At 64.2% G+C, this 17097-nt stretch carries 20 protein-coding genes; 8 read left to right on the top strand and 12 right to left on the bottom strand.

What is annotated here, in order from left to right; genetic code table 11:
- Positions 1-6: 6 nt before the first annotated feature.
- From HB676_RS11095 to HB676_RS11065, 7 genes are all read left to right on the top strand, one after another.
- Positions 7-810 (top strand): transglycosylase SLT domain-containing protein, encoded by an 804-nt coding sequence (locus HB676_RS11095; RefSeq protein WP_213737824.1) that lies wholly within the window; start codon positions 7-9, stop codon positions 808-810.
- 62 nt (positions 811-872) lie between these two features.
- Entirely contained in the window at positions 873-1259 is a 387-nt protein-coding gene (locus HB676_RS11090) for a hypothetical protein (RefSeq protein ID WP_213737870.1), read from the top strand.
- 277 nt (positions 1260-1536) lie between these two features.
- Entirely contained in the window at positions 1537-2298 is a 762-nt protein-coding gene (locus HB676_RS11085) for an STN domain-containing protein (protein ID WP_249780169.1), read from the top strand.
- Positions 2295-3002 carry an energy transducer TonB gene (locus HB676_RS11080; protein ID WP_213737823.1) on the top strand — a complete coding sequence of 236 codons (708 nt, stop codon included), beginning with the start codon at positions 2295-2297 and terminating at the stop codon, positions 3000-3002. Before HB676_RS11085 ends, HB676_RS11080 begins: the two co-directional genes overlap by 4 nt.
- Before the next feature lie 153 nt (positions 3003-3155).
- The gene (locus tag HB676_RS11075; protein ID WP_213737822.1) at positions 3156-3698 is read left to right on the top strand and encodes a sigma-70 family RNA polymerase sigma factor; all 543 of its coding nucleotides are present in this window, start codon (positions 3156-3158) and stop codon (positions 3696-3698) included.
- 397 nt (positions 3699-4095) lie between these two features.
- Entirely contained in the window at positions 4096-5079 is a 984-nt protein-coding gene (locus HB676_RS34230; RefSeq protein ID WP_213737821.1) for a FecR domain-containing protein, read from the top strand.
- Between the two features lie 252 nt (positions 5080-5331).
- A complete protein-coding gene (locus HB676_RS11065) occupies positions 5332-6261 on the top strand; it encodes a LysR family transcriptional regulator (RefSeq protein ID WP_213737820.1) in 930 nt (309 codons plus the stop codon).
- On the opposite strand, the gene HB676_RS11060 is transcribed toward HB676_RS11065, so the two are convergent.
- From HB676_RS11060 to HB676_RS11005, 12 genes are all read right to left on the bottom strand, one after another.
- Positions 6258-6488: a DUF2274 domain-containing protein gene (locus tag HB676_RS11060; RefSeq protein ID WP_213737819.1), complete on the bottom strand. Its 231-nt coding sequence runs from the start codon at positions 6486-6488 to the stop codon at positions 6258-6260. The two genes, HB676_RS11065 and HB676_RS11060, sit on opposite strands and share 4 nt — an antisense overlap.
- Before the next feature lie 10 nt (positions 6489-6498).
- Complete coding sequence (locus HB676_RS11055; protein WP_213737818.1) at positions 6499-7689, bottom strand: TrbI/VirB10 family protein; 1191 nt, start codon at positions 7687-7689, stop codon at positions 6499-6501.
- Positions 7683-8669 carry a P-type conjugative transfer protein TrbG gene (gene trbG, locus HB676_RS11050; RefSeq protein ID WP_213737817.1) on the bottom strand — a complete coding sequence of 329 codons (987 nt, stop codon included), beginning with the start codon at positions 8667-8669 and terminating at the stop codon, positions 7683-7685. The genes HB676_RS11055 and trbG overlap by 7 nt, the downstream gene beginning before the upstream one ends.
- Positions 8669-9355 (bottom strand): conjugal transfer protein TrbF, encoded by a 687-nt coding sequence (gene trbF / locus HB676_RS11045; RefSeq protein ID WP_213737816.1) that lies wholly within the window; start codon positions 9353-9355, stop codon positions 8669-8671. The genes trbG and trbF overlap by 1 nt, the downstream gene beginning before the upstream one ends.
- Entirely contained in the window at positions 9352-10482 is a 1131-nt protein-coding gene (gene trbL, locus HB676_RS11040; RefSeq protein WP_213737815.1) for a P-type conjugative transfer protein TrbL, read from the bottom strand. The genes trbF and trbL overlap by 4 nt, the downstream gene beginning before the upstream one ends.
- 3 nt (positions 10483-10485) lie before the next feature.
- The gene (gene trbK-alt / locus HB676_RS11035) at positions 10486-10722 is read right to left on the bottom strand and encodes a putative entry exclusion protein TrbK-alt (protein ID WP_213737814.1); all 237 of its coding nucleotides are present in this window, start codon (positions 10720-10722) and stop codon (positions 10486-10488) included.
- An 8-nt stretch (positions 10723-10730) separates the two neighbouring features.
- Positions 10731-11459, bottom strand: a complete 729-nt coding sequence (gene trbJ, locus HB676_RS11030; protein WP_213737813.1) for a P-type conjugative transfer protein TrbJ — start codon at positions 11457-11459, stop codon at positions 10731-10733.
- Positions 11456-13891 (bottom strand): conjugal transfer protein TrbE, encoded by a 2436-nt coding sequence (gene trbE, locus HB676_RS11025; protein WP_213737812.1) that lies wholly within the window; start codon positions 13889-13891, stop codon positions 11456-11458. The genes trbJ and trbE overlap by 4 nt, the downstream gene beginning before the upstream one ends.
- 5 nt (positions 13892-13896) lie before the next feature.
- Positions 13897-14169 carry a VirB3 family type IV secretion system protein gene (locus tag HB676_RS11020; RefSeq protein WP_006021112.1) on the bottom strand — a complete coding sequence of 91 codons (273 nt, stop codon included), beginning with the start codon at positions 14167-14169 and terminating at the stop codon, positions 13897-13899.
- Positions 14169-14492, bottom strand: a complete 324-nt coding sequence (locus HB676_RS11015) for a TrbC/VirB2 family protein (RefSeq protein ID WP_213737811.1) — start codon at positions 14490-14492, stop codon at positions 14169-14171. The genes HB676_RS11020 and HB676_RS11015 overlap by 1 nt, the downstream gene beginning before the upstream one ends.
- Complete coding sequence (gene trbB, locus HB676_RS11010; RefSeq protein WP_213737810.1) at positions 14489-15478, bottom strand: P-type conjugative transfer ATPase TrbB; 990 nt, start codon at positions 15476-15478, stop codon at positions 14489-14491. Before trbB ends, HB676_RS11015 begins: the two co-directional genes overlap by 4 nt.
- 186 nt (positions 15479-15664) lie before the next feature.
- Entirely contained in the window at positions 15665-15910 is a 246-nt protein-coding gene (locus HB676_RS11005) for a hypothetical protein (RefSeq protein ID WP_213737809.1), read from the bottom strand.
- A gap of 162 nt (positions 15911-16072) precedes the next feature.
- Here HB676_RS11005 and HB676_RS11000 point away from each other — a divergent pair, with 162 nt between their 5' ends.
- A complete protein-coding gene (locus tag HB676_RS11000) occupies positions 16073-16969 on the top strand; it encodes a methyltransferase domain-containing protein (RefSeq protein WP_213737808.1) in 897 nt (298 codons plus the stop codon).
- Positions 16970-17097 lie beyond the last annotated feature (128 nt).

Here is a 17097-nt window from a genome sequence, read left to right as displayed (position 1 = left end):
CGAGCTATGCAAAGCAATTCAGGTTCTTCGAGGTCGGCTCGGTCGGATATTTTTTTGTCATGGGTCCTGGTGTTTGCGCTTGCGCCAGAATTGTTAATTCCGCAGTCGGGTGCTGCGCGCGCGGAATCGCCCGCGTCTTCCGTGATACGTTTCGCTGAAGCCAGCGCAGCTGATAACACCAACGCTTCACGGCCAATTGCCTCCGCAGACAAATTGCGCGCAACGGTTGGCTCGACGGATGATGGATTGCCCCCTGTTCCCACACTTGATGCGCGAGCGCGCTATCGCATCCTGATTCAGAAGGAGGCGGAACGCGGCGGACTCGCGCCAGAAATCGCCGAGGCGGTGATGGCCGTGGAGAGTGGCTACAATCCCAACGCCATCGGTGGTGTCGGTGAAATCGGATTGATGCAGATACTGCCGTCGACGGCGCGCATGCTCGGCTTCACCGGGACCAATGCCGAGCTCGCAACACCTGAGAACAACATCCACTACGGTGTCAGCTACCTCAGTCAGGCGTGGCGCCTGGCGCGCGGCGACCTTTGTACCGTCGTCATGAAATATCGTGCCGGCCACGGCGAGAGCCGCTTTTCATATCTCTCCGTCAATTACTGCCTAGCCGTGCGCAGCAAGCTCGCCGCGCGCGGCTATCCCGTCACGGGGACGGTGCCTGTCGCGACGTTCGGCGATGCCGTGGCGTCATCCTGTCGTCGCAAATGTCTCGGTACGGCGGGTCTCGGCCGCGTCAACCTTGCCGCCCTCAATACAAAGCTCAGCGCGATCGTGATGCAGGTCAGGGCCACGCGGTGAAGGTGCCTCATATAAATCGCGCAACGCGGTCGGGATTTCGGACGCGCGCCGTGATCCTCGCCATGACCGCGACGGCGGTGTCGGCCCTGATGCCGTGTCGCGCAGAGGCGCAGGTCTCGTTGCCAGAAATCACCGTCTACGGGCCCCCACCGAAGAGCGGCGCTCACACCGATCAGCCGGGTAGCGGCGGAGGGAATCCCGGAGGCGACAGCAAGGGGGAGGGCAATCACGCGTTCGACCGTCTCAATCAACAGCTCAAACGCAAGGTCGACGAAACCAATCCGTCGGTGAACAGCCCGCCGCTCGATGCGCGCTCGCCGGATACCAAGATCGGTGTCATCAATATTCCGGGCGTCCAACAGCAATACGGCAAGAACTTTGGACATTCGGTCGTGCCGTATCGGCCGCCGCCGCTCGTTTACACCTCGCCGCTGGGACCGCGGCGGTAGACGCCGCCAGGACCAGCAAGACCCTTGAAAAGATGGTCTGAAAGCGGCCAGTCGGGTAATCTTGGCGTGCATTTATCGTGTTGGCGCGCCCTCGATCCGGCCACGGGCGACGTCGTGGGGGTGCGGATAGATATCTGTTACAATTAGGCTATATCACAAGGTCTTGGCTCAAGCGGGTGCCGGTCGGCTGCGCGTCGATCAAGGGTCCGCAATGACCGTTTCGGGGCGAAACCTGCGGTCGGATACCCCGTGCGGCGTGTGTGAAAGAGTTCGACGAATGTTAACGCAGGAACGGCAGCTTGGCGCCCCGATGGCGGCTCTTCTTCCCGTCGCCCGGAGAGCGACCGGGACGCGGGCGATGGTGGCGGTTGCCGCGGTGGTCGTCGCGCTGATCTGCGTCGCCAAGGCGGCCGAACCCGAACAGCCGTCTTCAACGCAGCCGCTTGATTTCGCGATTCCCTCACAGCCGCTCGCAAATGCCTTGCACGCCTACGGACGAAAGGTAGGCATCCAGGTGCTCTACGAGAGCCGCTCGGCGATCGGCCGACAGTCGGCAGCGGTGCAGGGACAGTTCACCCCGGACGAGGCGCTCAAGCGCCTGCTGACCGGAACCGACCTCGAAGTCCGTCATGCCCGATCGGACGCGATTACGCTCGTGGCGCCCGCCGGACTGGACTTGCCCCCAGTCAATCCCTTGGCGACTGCCGATCTGTCGATCGGCGAGTTGCGCGTTCGCGCGCCGGGCAAATCCAATGATCTCGCCCGGTTTCAGGACTACAGCGAGAGCGTCCGCGCCGAAATCCAGCGCGCGCTCCTGAAGAACACGACCACGGGGTCGGGCAATTACCGCGCGGTGCTCGATCTGTGGATCGATCCCGGCCGTACCGTTCAGAAGACCGCGCTGTTGCAGTCAACGGGTGACACGACACGCGACGCCGCCATCACGTCCACCATCCAGGGCCTGACGATCAATCGGCCGACCCCCGCGGATGCACCCCAGCCGGTGCGGGCGGTGATCGTGGTGAGAACGTCCCGATGACGTTCACCGCGCGACACGACTTCTCGTCCGAGACGATTGATCCGGAAGGCAACGATCCGGACCCATCGTCGTCCACCGAGCTTTTGCGATTGGTCCTGTTCCCGGCGATCGTCGGGATGCTGTTTATCGGCGGCGTCTATTGGCTCCGGCTCCAGGTCGCGGCGGGCGGCGGCGCGCCGGAATCGACCACGCTCGTCCAGGTCCATTTGCTGCCGCGCCCCGATCCAATCCCGGTCCCGGTCGCCCCGGCCACCCTATCGTCTGCGATCAGCGTTCCAAACCCAACCAGCGGTCAGACCGAAGCGCCAGCCGCCGTGGCCAACCAGACCCTGGCCGCGCTGCCGACCGAGGCGCCAACGGTTTCCGAGCCGGCCGTGCCGAGCGCGAGCCAGCCATCGTCCGACGCGTCGTCGACTCCAGCCACGCTGGAATTCAGGAATGCCCTGTTGCGGCACATCGCCCGGTTTCAGCGATACCCCAGAGCGGCCGAACTCAAACGCTTGCAAGGCACAGTTCGCGCGGTGTTCTCCGTCAGCCGGGACGGCAAGCTTCTGGGCGCCTGGGTGAAGACCAGTTCGGGTGAGGCGGTGCTCGACCAGGCCGCGATCGAGACGCTGCGCCGCGCCCAACCGCTCCCGGTCATTCCCTCGGCCTTGCCCGATCCGATTAAGATCGAATTGGCGCTCGGCTTCGATCCGCCGTGACCGGAAAGCCACGTCTGCGCCCGGTCGAATGCGGCAGGGGAGCTATGACGGTGGGTTCGTCGTTTTGTCATAAATCCGTAGTTCGGGGCCGTTACGACCACTTGATCCTCGGAATCTAGGGGCTCGAGGTGGTACGAGTAGGGGCCCGCGAACGTGGCGGATACCAATCGGCTCAAGCTGCGCCGGCAACTTGTCGAAAATTACGATAACCTGATCAAGCACCTGACGCGGCGCTTGGGGTCGTCGGATTTCGCCTATGAAGCCCTGCACGAGACCTTCGTGAGGCTGGACGGTGTCCCCGAAACCACCGAGGTCCGCAGTCCCGCCGACTACATTTTCCGCACCGCCATCAATATCGCCAAGAACCGCCGCAAGGCGCAGACCTATCGCGTCTCTCCGTCCGAGATCGAGGCGCTGATCGATGTGACCGACGAGATGCCGGATCCGGCAAGAACCGCCGAGGCGCGCTCGGATTTTCAGGCCTTCGAACGGGCGCTGCTGCAGCTTCCCGAGCGACCGCGTCACGTCCTCCGTCTGATGTCGCTTGAGGGCAAGACCGCGCAAGAGACCGCTGAAATCCTGCAGGTCAGCGTGCGCACCGTCGCCGCAGACTATCAGCAGGCGCTGCAACATTGCGCCCATAGCCTCAACCGGCCGCTCCTTGCCCGCCTCGGAGGTCCACGTCCGCGGGTGTGATGCCATCCCGCGCCCTGGCCAGCCGGCTTTAATCATCGCCACCGACAGACACGTGATCCGGGCATGCCGATTATCGCGGCTCCCCGGGTCATATCCACGATTGCAATATTTTCTTTCATGATCGACCCTCCCCAGTTGTCTACTGAATAGGGCACGTCCGCCGCGGGGTTCGATCGGTTGTCTCAGCACACATCGGAAGCGATCTCGGCGGCCGGGTCGCGCAGGGCGTTGCAGCCCGCCGTAGGGGAATGAGCGTGAAGGGGGGCGTCAGAGATTTGAGGAGTTCACGGCCAACCGCCCCGGTGACCGCCGTTGGCGAGAATCATTTATACGGGATGAACGCCTCCCTGCCGCGGAGGGGGATTTCGGCGGCTTGCGCGGCTCATGAGCGAAAACTGTGACCCTCCCACCTGAAGCGCCCGGGCCAGATCCGCTCCTCGACGAGGCCATCGCGTGGATCGTGCATCTCAAGACGGGTGAGCCGACCCGGGATGATGTCGAAGCGCTCGAACGATGGCGGGGCCAGAGCGCCGCGCACGAGGCCGCGTTCAAGCGCGCCGCCCGTATCCAACGGGACGCGGGGATTGTCGCGGGTCGGCTGACGACGCCGGCGACCGCGCCGCGCATCGCGCAAGCCGCCGCCGGGCGCCGACGGATCAGTCGTCGTTTCGTTCTCGGCGGCGGTCTCGCCGCGGCGGCTGCCGCTGGCTATGCGGTCATCCAGCCGCCCTTGGGCCTGTGGCCATCGTTGCAGGAATTGTCGGCCGACTATCGAACCGCCAAAGGCGAGCAGCGCAAGGTCCAGGTCACGCCCGAGGTCTCGCTCGACCTCAACACCCAGACCAGCATCGCGCTGCGGTCGCAGCAGGGCCAGCCGACCATCGAGCTGATCTCCGGCGAGGTCCTCGTCGACGCGCGGCATCCGGCGTCGGGTCCGTTGGTCATGCTCGCCGCCGGCGGACAGATCGGGGCGAGCGAAGCCCAATTCAATGCCCAATGCTTCGATGCCGCGGTCTCCGTGACCTGCCTGAATGGAACGGTCGACGTTCAGCATTCCGGCCAGTCCGTCCGGATCGGCAAAGGCCAGCAGCTCTCCTACACCCGCGCCGGTATTGGGCCATCGATGAACGTCGACCCCGCCCAGGTGACCGCATGGCAGTCCGGATTGCTGATCTTTCGCGATCGTCCGTTGGCGGCCGTGGTCGAGGAGGTCAACCGCTATCGGCCGGGCAAGATCGTCATCGTCAGCGCGGAGCTCAGGCAGCGCGCCGTCAACGGCGACTTCGAGATCAAAAAGCTCGATTCTTTCGTCACGCAAGTCGAACAACTGTTCGGCGCGCATGCGACGTCCTTGCCTGGCGGGCTCGTCCTGCTGAGTTGAGCCGGGTCGATCCGCGCGCGGCGCATAGCAGACCCTTTGCAGGTTTGCTTCCCCCGAGTTGTCTTATCAGAGGGTGGCAAGTTTTGCGCGCGAGCGCTCTTCCCACAACATGAGACACAGCGCGCCGGGCGGCATCATCGCGCGGCGGACGATCCCTGCTCAGCGTTCATGGGGGTGAGCAGGAACCACGGCATCGCACTGGAAGCTGCCGCCTCGGTGAGGCGGCCGCGCACTCCTGTCTGGATCCCCGTCATGATCAGGCACGTTGAACTCCATGTCTTGATCCAGACCTTGATCGCAGCCGAGCAGGGCAGCTTTCACAAGGCCGGCACGCTGCTCGGCATTCCCGCATCGACCGTCAGCCGCCGCGTCAGGAGTCTCGAAACGCAACTCGGCGTCAAACTGTTCGAGCGCCACCGTCACGGCATTCGTCCAACCGCCGCCAGCAACGCGTTTTTCAAACCGATCCGTCGCATCCTCGACGAACTCAACACGGTGCTGATCAATGCCAAAACCATCGCGCGCGGCAAGACTGGCGCGTTGAACATCGGCCTCTACGTTTCGCCGTCCTCAGGCCATCTGCGCATGGCGATCCGCGAGTACAAGCAGGCCTTCCCAAGTGTCGACGTGCAATATGTGGAAGGCGAGCGCGGCCAGTTGATGGAGCGGCTCAACGCGGGTTCGATTGATGTCGCCATCGTCGCCGGTCATTTCCGCAGCGGCATGCATGACGTCGTGCCGCTATGGTCCGAGAAGATCCTGGTCGCGATGGCGGCAACGCATCCCCTCGCCAACAAGGCGACGTTGAAGTGGGACGATCTGCGCAACGAACATATCCTGCTCGGCCGCGATCCCGGTCCCGAGCTCAGGGACCATTTGTTGTCCAGGCTCAACGCATCCGGCGATCTGCCGGCCATTCGTCACTCCCATATCGGTCGCGATTTCGTGCTCAGCCTTCTCGATATCGAGTCCGACATCACGCTGCTCTACGAGGCCGACACCGGAGCGCAACACCCCGGCGTCATCTATCGCGAGGTGGCCGACAATGAGGGGCCCAGCCTGGTGCCTTACTTCGCGTGTTGGATCACCAGCAACGATAATCCGGCGCTTCAGCACTTCCTCGACCTGCTCCGTCAGCACAAAGGTCCGCAGCGCCAGCCGCGGCACAGACGAGCCGGTTAGTCGTGTTGTACAGGCTTCGCTCTGCGCGCTTTCAGAAATACGCGATCGGTCGCCATGAAGCGCGCCAGCATCGGGGCGACGAGCTTGACCGGATCGGTTTGCTGGCCCGTCTCGCGCGTGAGCACTTCCGCATAGACGATGAGATCGCGATGAACACTCGCCGGCAATTCCACGGTCAGTTTCGCCGGCTTCTCATCCGGTAGCGCGCCGAGTTTGAGCTTCGCCATGGTTGCCTCCTCAAACCTTGTATGGCGTCAAGACAAGATCGCGCTTGACGATCACCCGCACCGGGAAGCCCGGCCGGATGGTGAGTGTCGGCTGCACGTTAAGTTGGCGGCGCACCAGGGTTTGGCCGCTCTGGTTGATGGTGTCCTGGCTGCCGGTGCGCAGCGCGCGAACCAATGAGTTGTCGCCGCTGAGCACGAGCTCGCTGCCGATGCCGAGCAACGTCGAGATTGCCGCCGCTTGCAGAAGATTGCCCCAGTGATAGTCGACGCCATCCTCGAGGCCGGCGTACCCTTGCGTATCCGCGCCGGATTGCCGCTCCAGCACGATCGATTTGCCGTTCGGCATGATGATGCGATTCCACACCAGCAGCACACGCGACTGGCCGAACGAGATCTGGCTATCGTATTGGCCGATCAGGCGTGCGCCCTGCGGGACCAGCAGGAATTTCCCGGTTGGGCTGTCGTACACATTCTCGGTCACTTGCGCGGTGATTTCGCCGGGCAGGTCGGAGCGAATGCCGGTGATGAGCGCTGCCGGAATCACAGCGCCAGCTTGAACGATGTAGCGTGACGCGGGATTCTCCAATCGGTCAGAACTCACGGTGCGTTTGTCTGCCGGCGCATTGACGAAGGCGAGCTTGCGGTCCTGCATGTTCTGCAAAGAATCCGGATCGAGCGGCGGCTTGCCGTCGGCCGTCGCCGCATTAGCAGACGTCGCGGGAGCCGCTGCAGCGCTTGAGGGGGTCTGCCGCACATTGGTGCTGGCGAAGACGCGGCTGACGCGGGCCGCCTCGTTCTCCTGCACGATGCGCTGTTCGCCGGCATCGAGTCCCGCGCTTGACGCGCCTTGCGCGGCGAGGATCGGCCGGCCGAGATCGCCGGGAAGGGGCGGGCCGAGTTGCGGCACCGTGCGCGGCGGCGGCGGCGTGTCGCGGGGCAGTCCGGCATAGTCTTTCGGCAGCGTCTGCAGTCCGTCCGCGGTGGTCTTGTGGTCGGTGCTGTAAAGCTCCGTGCCATTGTCCTGGCGCGCCGAGCGCGATTGCAGCGCCCATATCATCGCGCCGAGCACGGCGATGCCGACGATGCCGCCGAGCCCGGCCAAAACTTTACGGGAAAGCCGGGTCACGCGCGGTCGCTCCGGCCGCAGCCGCAGTTGCGCGGCGAGCGCGTCGTCGGGATGGGGACGCGGATCGCTCACCATAGTTTCCACCCGTCGGTGCGCACGATCCGGACCTTCTGCTGATTGTCGCCGCCGAGGCGAAGCTCGGCCGCGGCAAACAGCCGGTCGACGATGTAGTAGTTCTGCCGGGCGCGGTAATTGACGAGTTCGGCGCCGCCATCGCTGCCGATCACGAACAGCGGCGGCATCTCCCCTTGCGTAATGCCGTGCGAGAACTCGATGTAGACTTTTGAGCCGTCATCGAACACTTGGCTGGGACGCCACGGCGGTGTGTCGCCTTCAATGCTGTAACGGAAGCGCAATTTGCCGAGATCGAGGCCGCTGTCGATCGGTGCGGCCGCGTCGGCCGCCACATTCTGCCGGCGCAACGCGATCAACTGGTCTTGCGGATATTGCCACGACACCGAGGCCATGTAGGTTTTCTCGGTCGAGCGCAGCTCCATCAGGTAAGTCCGCCGGTCGGTGTTGATGACGAGATTGGTGGTCAGATCCGCCCGCGTCGGTTTGGCCAAGATGTGAATGCGTTTGGTCGGACCGACGCCGCTTTCGGTATCGCCGATCACCCAGCGCACCGTATCGCCGGCGGCGACCGGGCCGGAGCCGACCAGTTGCTCGCCCTCTTGTAACGCGACATCTGTCACTTGGCCTGGCGCGGTGTAGACTTGATAGAGCGCGCCATCGACAAACGGATAAACCTGCACGGCGTTGAGATAGCCATGCCGCGTCGGTTGGACCCTTGCTGCGTCATTGGCCTTGGCGACCCGTTCCTTAGGGTCTTTCGGTTCGGGTTTCGCTGTGGTCTTCCCCGGCAGCGGCTTGAGCTGGCCGGGAAGGGGAAGGATCTTGGGGAGTTCGACCACCTGGATCGGCTTCGGCGGTTCGCTTTGCAGCACCGCCGGTTCCAGATCGTCGTATCCGATCTGCGGCGGTTTCCAGTTGTTGGCGCACCCGGCCACCGGGACGGCGCATAGTATAATGTGCAGCAGGGATCTGGATTGCATCAGCCGAGCTCCTTCGACCAGTTGAGGGCGTGAACGAAGACCCCGAGCGGATTGCGGCGCAGTTTCTCGGCATCGCGCGGGGTCTCGATGACGATGGTGAGAATGGCGGTCCAGCGTTCGGTCGCCGCGAGACTGCCGTTCTCGTAACGGCGTTCGACCCAGGCGATACGGAACGAGTCTTGCGAGGCGCGGATCACGCTGGAGACGTCGACCGCGATCTGGATCTTGCCAACTTTGGCAAAGGGATCGTTGGTGCGCGCATAATCATTGAGCGCGATCGCGCCGCGGTCGGTGACGAAGTCGTAGGCCGTCAGCCAGTTCTGCCGCACGATGATCGGATCGACCGGGATCGAGCGCACCTGCTCGATGAAGCGCGCCAGATGCCAGGCGATCTGGCCGTCGGTCGGTTTGTAGTCGGCGATCGCCGGCGCCACGGCTTGCGCCTGGCCGAGCTGGTCGACCTGCACCACCCAAGGGACGACTGTGCCGCGCATGGCGTGCCAGACCAAGCCGCCCGCGAGTCCGGCGGCCAGCGCCAGATTGCCGAACGCGATCAGCCGCCAGTTTCGCGCCTGTACCCGTGCCGAGCCGATGCGCTCGTCCCAGACTTGCGCGGCTTTCTGATACGGCGTCTCGGGCGCCGGTGTCTTGCCGTAGCGGACGCTGGGTCTGCGGAATGGATTCATGCGCGGTCATCCTGATTGAGAGGAACGGAATTCGAACCACCGCCATGATCGCCGGAGCGGACCGCGTGCGCGGCGGTTGATGCGCCGCTCTTCATGGTCTGGACGCGGTGAAGGCGTTGCGCCCAGGTGGGTGCTCCGGCGCTGGGCGAGGACGATGATGATGACGCAGACGAAGGCGACATGCCGGCCGCCGCGCCGACACCACGCGCGCCCGCACCCATCGCGCTGCCGGCGATGCTGGCGCCGGCGCGGGCTCCCATAGCGCCCGCCACGCCCAGTCCGCCAGCCGCGAGCGCGGTGCCAACCGCGGCTCCGGCGCCGAGTTGCGGTGCACCTGACACAAGGCCCGCCGCGATTGAAGGTGCGAAGATGCCGAGCCCGAACAGCGACAGCGACGCCAGCATGATCGCCAGCGCGTCCTCGATGGTCGGCTGATTGCCGGCAAAACCTTGCGTGAACTCGGAGAACAGCGAGGTGCCGATACCGACGACGACGGCGAGCACCAGGATCTTGACGCCGGAGGCGACGACGTTGCCCAGCACCTTTTCAGCCAGGAACGACGTCTTGTTGAACAGCGCGAACGGGATCAGCACGAAGCCGGCGAGCGTCGTCAGCTTGAACTCGATCAACGTGATGAAGAGCTGCACCGCCAGGATGAAGAAGGCGACGACCACGATGACCCAGGCGGTCAGCAGCACGAAGATCTGCACGAAGTTGGTGAAGAATGAGACGTAACCCATCAGCCCGCTGGCCGCCTCGAGCAACGGCTTGCCGGCGTCGACGCCGACCTGGGCGAGCTTACCCGGCCGCAGGAAGTCGGCCGACGACAGGGCGGACCCGGCAGCCTTGAGCCCCAACTGGGAGAAGCTCTCGAACACCACGCGGCATAGGCTGTTGAAGTTGCCGATGATGAAGGCGAAGAAGCCGATATAGAGCGTCTTCTTGATCAGCCGCGCGATGACGTCTTCATCCGCGGACATCGCCCAGAACAGCCCGGCGAGCGTGATGTCGATCCCGATGAGAGTCGTACTGAGGAACTGGACATCGCCGCCGACCAGGCCGAAGCCAGAATCGATGTAGCGGGTGAACACATCCAGGAAATGATCGATCACGCCGGTGTTGTTCATGGCTCACTTCCCCATCAGTGGCGGCTGGATGCGCTGGCGCGCTTCCGCCCAGGCGCCTTGGCAGTCGGCATCGTCGGCGGCAGCCTTCGGACCCAGCGCGCTGCAGCGCAGGAGGCGGGCATCGAGCGGATCGCTCGCCGGCGGCGGCGCCTCGTCGCGGGCCTCGCGCAACGGAATCGTGCAGCCGGCAGCAGTGAGCGCGATCAACGAGAGGATTGCGGTGCGAATGAGTGTGATCATGCGCGGCCTCAGTGGAACATCTGGACGGTTTGCGGCTGATAGCCCTGGCCGTTGCTCAGGAACCGGCGCACCTGCTCGCGGGCCTGGTCCTCGCCGGCGGTCTGCCGGGCCTGTTCGATCGACTGCGCCCGCCCTTGGGCGGCGACCAGCGCGGTGAGATCGGCCATCTGCCTCGCCTGCACCGCGAGCAACTGGTTGCCGGCTTGCGAGACTTGCAGCACGCCGACCGCCGACTGGCTGGCGCCGATCAAGGTGTCGGTGTGCGACTGCGTGGCGGGGAGATTGTTGACGGTGGTCGCGCCGACGCTCATCGCATGCTGGAACGCCGAGACCGAGGTCTGCCAGCGATCACGCGCGCCGTCGATCAACTGCTGATCGGACTGCGATGCACCAAAGCCCTGGTACTTCTGGAATGTCTGCTCGATCGCCTGGACGTCATAGGCGATCTTGTCCACCTGCTTGAGCAGGTTCTGGGTTTGCGTGAAGGTGCGGTCGATGTCGTTGAGCAATGACGTCGGCAGGCTGGTGAGATGCCGCGCCTGATTGAGCAGCATCTGGGTCTGGTTTTGCAGCGCCGTGAGCTGGTTATCGATCTGCTTCAACGTATTCGCCGCGGTCATCAGGTTCTGGCTGTAGTTCGACGGATCGAACACGGCGATCTGCGCCGGGCAGGGCGTGGCCGCAAAGAGGGCGGCCGAGATAGTAATGACGGCTGCAAGCGAGCGGATGCGAATCATGGCGAAGGCTCCGTGACGAGGGTGGGAAGAAGGTCGGCGGCCCAGGTCGCGTCCTTGCGGCGCAGCCAGGCGGCGGCGAACCCGTCGCGGCCGTGATCGGCGACGAGTTCGGCGATGGTGACCTGGTCGGTCTTGGAGGACGCGGCGGTGAAGGCCAGCGCGGCATCGCCGAGGCCGAGCTCGAACAGGCGATTGCCGCGGCGTGATTGGCAGTAGTAATCGCGCTTCGGCGTCGCGCGGCTGATGATCTCGATCTGGCGGTCGTTCAATCCGAAACGGCGATACACCGTCATGATTTGTGGTTCGATCGCGCGCTCGTTTGGCAAGAACAATCGTGTCGGACAGCTCTCGACGATAGCCGCGGCGATCGCGCTGCCTTCGATGTCGGCGAGCGACTGGGTGGCGAACACCACGGATGCGTTCTTCTTGCGCAGGGTCTTGAGCCATTCGCGCAATTGCTGCGCGAAGCCAATGTCATCGAGCGCCAGCCAACCCTCGTCGATGATCAGCAACGTCGGTGAACCGTCGAGCCGGCCTTCGATGCGGTGGAAGAGATAAGAGAGCGCGGCGGACGCGGCCGCGCTGCCGATCAGGCCCTCGGTCTCGAATGCCTGTACCGGCGCATCGCCCAAGCGTTCGGCCTCGGCATCAAGCAGACGGCCGAACGGACCGCCCAGACAATACGGTCGCAACGCCTGTTTCAACGCGCTCGACTGCAGCAGCACCGAAAGGCCGGTCAGCGTCCGCTCGCCAACGGGCGCGGAGGCGAGTGAGGTCAGCGCCGTCCACAGATGCTCTTTGGCATCGGGCGTGACGGTGACGCCCTCGCGGGTGAGGATCGAGGCGATCCATTCGGCCGCCCAGCCGCGCTCGGCCGCATCGTCGATCGCGGCCAGCGGCTGCAACGTGACGGAGGTCGCGCTGTCGTCGGACAAAGCGCCGCCGAGATCGTGCCAGTCGCCACCCATCGCGATCGCCGCGGCACGTATGCTGCCGCCGAAGTCGAACGCGAATATCTGGCTGTCGTCGTAGCGGCGGAATTGCAGCGCCATCAGCGCCAGCAGCACGGACTTGCCGGCGCCGGTCGGACCCACGATCAAAGTGTGGCCGACGTCACCGACATGGATAGAGAACCGGAACGGGGTCGCGCCTTCGGTCTTGGCGAAGAACAGCGGGGGTGCACCGAGGTGCTCGTCCCGTTCCGGCCCCGCCCATACCGCCGAGAGCGGGATCATATGGGCGAGATTGAGGGTTGAGACCGGCGGCTGCCGGACATTGGCGTAGACATGACCGGGCAGGGAGCCGAGCCAGGCTTCGATCGCATTCACGGTCTCGACGATGCAGGTGAAGTCGCGGCCCTGGATCACCTTCTCGACCAGCCGCAGCTTCTCGTCGGCGGTACGCGGATCGGCATCCCACACCGTGATCGTTGCGGTGACGTAAGCCTGGCCGATCATGTCGCTGCCGAGTTCCTGCAGCGCGGCGTCGGCATCGGCGGCCTTGTTCGCGGCGTCGGTATCCAGAAGCGTCGAGGTCTCGTTGGTCATCACCTCCTTCAGAATGGCCGCGACACTCTTCCGCTTGGCGAACCATTGCCGGCGGATTTTTGTGAGCAGCTTGGTAGCGTCGGTCTTGTCGAGCATGATGGCCCGCGTCGACCACCGATACGGAAACGCGAGCTGGTTCAACTCATCCAGAACGCCGGGGAAGGTCGCGGTCGGGAATCCGATAACGCTCAACGTGCGCAGATGCTGCGATCCCAAACGCGGTTCGAGACCGCCCGCCATCGGTTCATCGACCAGCAGCGCGTCGAGCTGCATCGGGATCTCGGGGACGCGCACGCGATGGCGTTTGGTCGAAATGCAGGCGTGCAGGTAGGTCAGGGTCTCGCTATCATCGAGCCAGGCCGCGTCCGGCACGAAGCCTTCGATGAGTTGCAGCACGCGCCCGGTGCGGTCGATGAAGCCGCGCAGCACCTCATGGCCGTCGACACCGCCGCGCTCGCGCCCCTCATAGAGCCAGGCTTCGGCGCGCGCGGCGTCTTCCGCCGGCGGCAGCCAGCACAGCGTCAGATAATATGCACTCTCGAAATGCGCTTCCTGCTCCTCGAACTGTGCCCGGCGTTCGGCATCGACTAAGGCCGAGACGGGGTCGGGGAAGCGGCTGTCCGGATAGCGGTTGGCGGCGTTGCGCTGTGCCTCGACGAAGATCGCCCAACCGGAGCCCAGCCGTCGCAACGCGTTGTTGAGCCGCGCCGTGGTACCGACGAGTTCTGAAGGTGTCGCGGAATCCAGATCCGGTCCGCGAAACCGCGCGGTGCGCTGGAAGCTGCCGTCCTTGTTGAGGACGACGCCGGGGGCGATCAGGGCCGCCCAGGGCAGGAAGTCGGCAAGGAGCGCAGGGCGCTTGCGATATTCGGCGAGGTTCATCATCGCGCTCACCCTCCAAAATGCGCGGGGTAGCGCAGGTGACGCCGCACCACGTCGACGAATTGCGCGTCGCGCTTCGCCGCCCAGACCGCGGCGGCATGACCGATCGCCCACAGCAGCAGTCCGGGAATCCACAGCCGCAGGCCGAGGCCGATCGCGGCGGCGAGCGTGCCGTTGGCGATGGCGACGGTGCGCGGTGCGCCGCCGAGCAAGATCGGATCGCTCAAGGACCGATGCACGGGAGCGTAAAAGCCGGGGACGGGTTCGACGATGTCGGCCATCAGATCACCGCCCCGCCGCCGAACGAGAAGAACGACAGGAAGAAACTCGACGCCGCGAACGCGATCGACAGCCCGAACACGATCTGGATCAGCCGCCGGAAGCCGCCCGAGGTGTCGCCGAAGGCGAGCGTAAGACCCGTGGTGACGATGATGATAACCGCGATGATCTTGGAGACCGGGCCCTCGACCGATTGCAGGATCTGATTGAGCGGTTGCTCCCACGGCATGTTGGAGCCGGCCGCGTGTGCGGGGAGCGTGGTCAAGGCGAACAAGATCGCAGTGACGGACAGACGGCTTGGCGGACGAGTGCGATGGGCGATCATGACCGGTCACTTTCGGGGGTGGTTTCGGGATTGCTGGACACCAGGACGTAGTCGCCGCCCGGCGCGAGTTCGCGAACCGCGGCCAACTCGGCGACGCGGCGTTGGGAGCCGCGGCCTTCGAGGACGACGATGAGGTTGATCGTCTCCGCGATCAGCGCGCGCGGCACGGTGATGACCGCTTCCTGAATCAGTTGCTCGAGCCGGCGCAACGCGCCGATGGCCGAACCGGCGTGGATGGTGCCGATACCGCCGGGATGGCCCGTGCCCCAGGCTTTCAGCAGTTCGAGTGCTTCGGCGCCGCGCACTTCGCCAACGGGGATTCGGTCTGGCCGCAACCGCAATGACGAACGCACCAGGTCGGACAGCGATGCGACGCCGTCCTTGGTGCGTAGCGCAACGAGGTTGGGCGCCGCGCATTGCAGCTCGCGGGTGTCCTCGATCAGCACCACGCGGTCGGAGGTCTTGGCGACTTCGGCCAGCAGTGCATTCACCAGCGTCGTCTTGCCGGTCGAGGTGCCGCCGGCGACCAACACGTTGCGGCGCTTTTGAACGGCGAGGCGCAGCAGATCGGCCTGCCGCGGCAGCATGATCCCGGCGGCGACGTAGTCCTCGAGTGTGAACACCGCAACCGCTGGCTTGCGGATCGCAAACGTTGGCGCGGCGACAACGGGCGGGATCAAGCCTTCGAAACGCTCGCCGGTCTCCGGCAGTTCTGCCGAGACGCGCGGCGAACCCGGATGGATTTCGGCGCCGACGTGATGCGCGACCAGGCGCACGATGCGCTCGCCATCGGCCGGCGACAGACGCTCGCCGGTATCTTCCAGTCCGCCCTTGAGCCGATCGATCCATAGCCGGCCATCGGGGTTGAGCATTACTTCGACGACGGATGAATCCTGCAGGAAGGTGGCGATGGCCGGGCCGAGCGCCGTGCGCAACATGCGTGCACCGCGTGAAGCGGTTTCATCGAAGCGTGCGGTCCCAGCCATCGCGTCCCCCAAGCCGCTCGGTCGCGAATGCACCGAACGTCGGGGACAAGTAGAAAAGGCATGAACGCCCACTCCGCAACAAGCCAATGCTGGTGGGCGAAGGATGGCGTAGACAAACTTGCGATCGGCGGAATCGACCCGTCGCCGGTTGATCGGCGCTAAGGTGAAATGCTCGCTGTGAAGGTGCTAGGCCGCGCGCGTGCCAGCCGAAGAACGGCCCGACATCAACGACACGAAACGGGGCGAGGCGGCTGGTACGAGGGAGGGGGAGGATATGGTATTCGCGGAGACGCCCCGTCCTTGTTCGTCGCATTCCCGGGCATAGGCCAGCACTGTCTCAGCATCGGGTCCAAGCAACATGCTGGCGATGCGCCGCGCCTGCGCGGCGCGGGTCTGCCAAAGCGACGGATCGGACGACTGAGTTTCGGCCATGGCGCGACTCATCAATGGCTGCGATGGGAAATGGTGGAGAGAGAAAATACGAAGTTCAATCCTTGTCATTCTTCCTATTTTGAGTCCGTCGTCCGATTCGGGCTAAACATTTGTCGACGCTAATGGTACCGGTCTGGATCGCACTGCGCCGGAGGCAGATGAATGGATCTTGCGGAGTTGCGCCGTATTTATGCGCGGCAGATGTTGGCCCTCGCGAACGCATCCACAAACGTGAATCTTGAGGATGCCTACGCCGCTGTACCCCGACAGGCATTTCTTGGCGACGGTGAGTGGCGCATCAATACGCCCTGGTCGTCTTACACGCTGATCCCGAATGATCCGGCACTCATCTATCAAGATGTCGTCGTGGCGCTGGACAGGGAACGCGGCGTCAATAATGGCAGTCCCTCGTTACACGCGCGCTGGCTGAATGTGGTCGCACCACGTAGGGGCGAAACCGTCGCGCATATTGGAGCAGGAGCCGGCTACTATTCTGCCATTCTTTCCGAACTGGTCGGGAGCAACGGTCATGTGGCTGCGATCGAATTCGACGCCGCACTCGCGGCTCGCGCCCGGACAAATCTCGCAGATCGGCCGAACGTCGAGTTCGTCGAAGGCAATGGGTTCGACTGGCCGCAAGCTCCCGCCGATGTGGTGTATGTGAACTTCGCGGCGTCGCGGCCCGCGACCGCATGGATTGAGAACCTCGCCATCGGTGGGCGGTTAATCTTCCCACTCGGGGTCCCGCGGACCGGCACCTATGTCGGCGGCTACCACGTCCTTAATGCCATTACGCTGGTGGTGACCCGCTTTGCCGACGGCTATGCCGCCGAGGCGTTAGGACGGGTCTCATTCGTCTATGCAGAGAATGCTAAACCGGCGGTTCCACAAGAGGAGATCAATGTCCTTCGCGACTGTCTCGATCGAAAGCCTCTGGATGAGATCAAAAGTCTCGTGTGGCGCAAGCCGCAAAATCCTCCCCTATGTTGGTTCGCCGGGGCCGATTGGGCGCTAACCTCTGAGACCGAAGGCCGTCAGGTAACGGCAAGTGTCGGATAACGCTCAGCTCTTCACACCCTTGCTGGTGGGATAAAATGGTCTAGCTGAGGGCAAGCATCGTCACAAATCTCAAAACACGCTTTCGCCGCGTCTCGGCAAGTTTGGCAAGACGGTCCGGTTAATAGGCG

Source organism: Bradyrhizobium sp. dw_411 (assembly GCF_018449695.1).
Classification (GTDB): Bacteria; Pseudomonadota; Alphaproteobacteria; order Rhizobiales; family Xanthobacteraceae; genus Bradyrhizobium.
The sequence above is the reverse complement of the archived record's forward strand: the minus strand, read 5'-3'. Positions and strand labels throughout refer to the sequence as shown.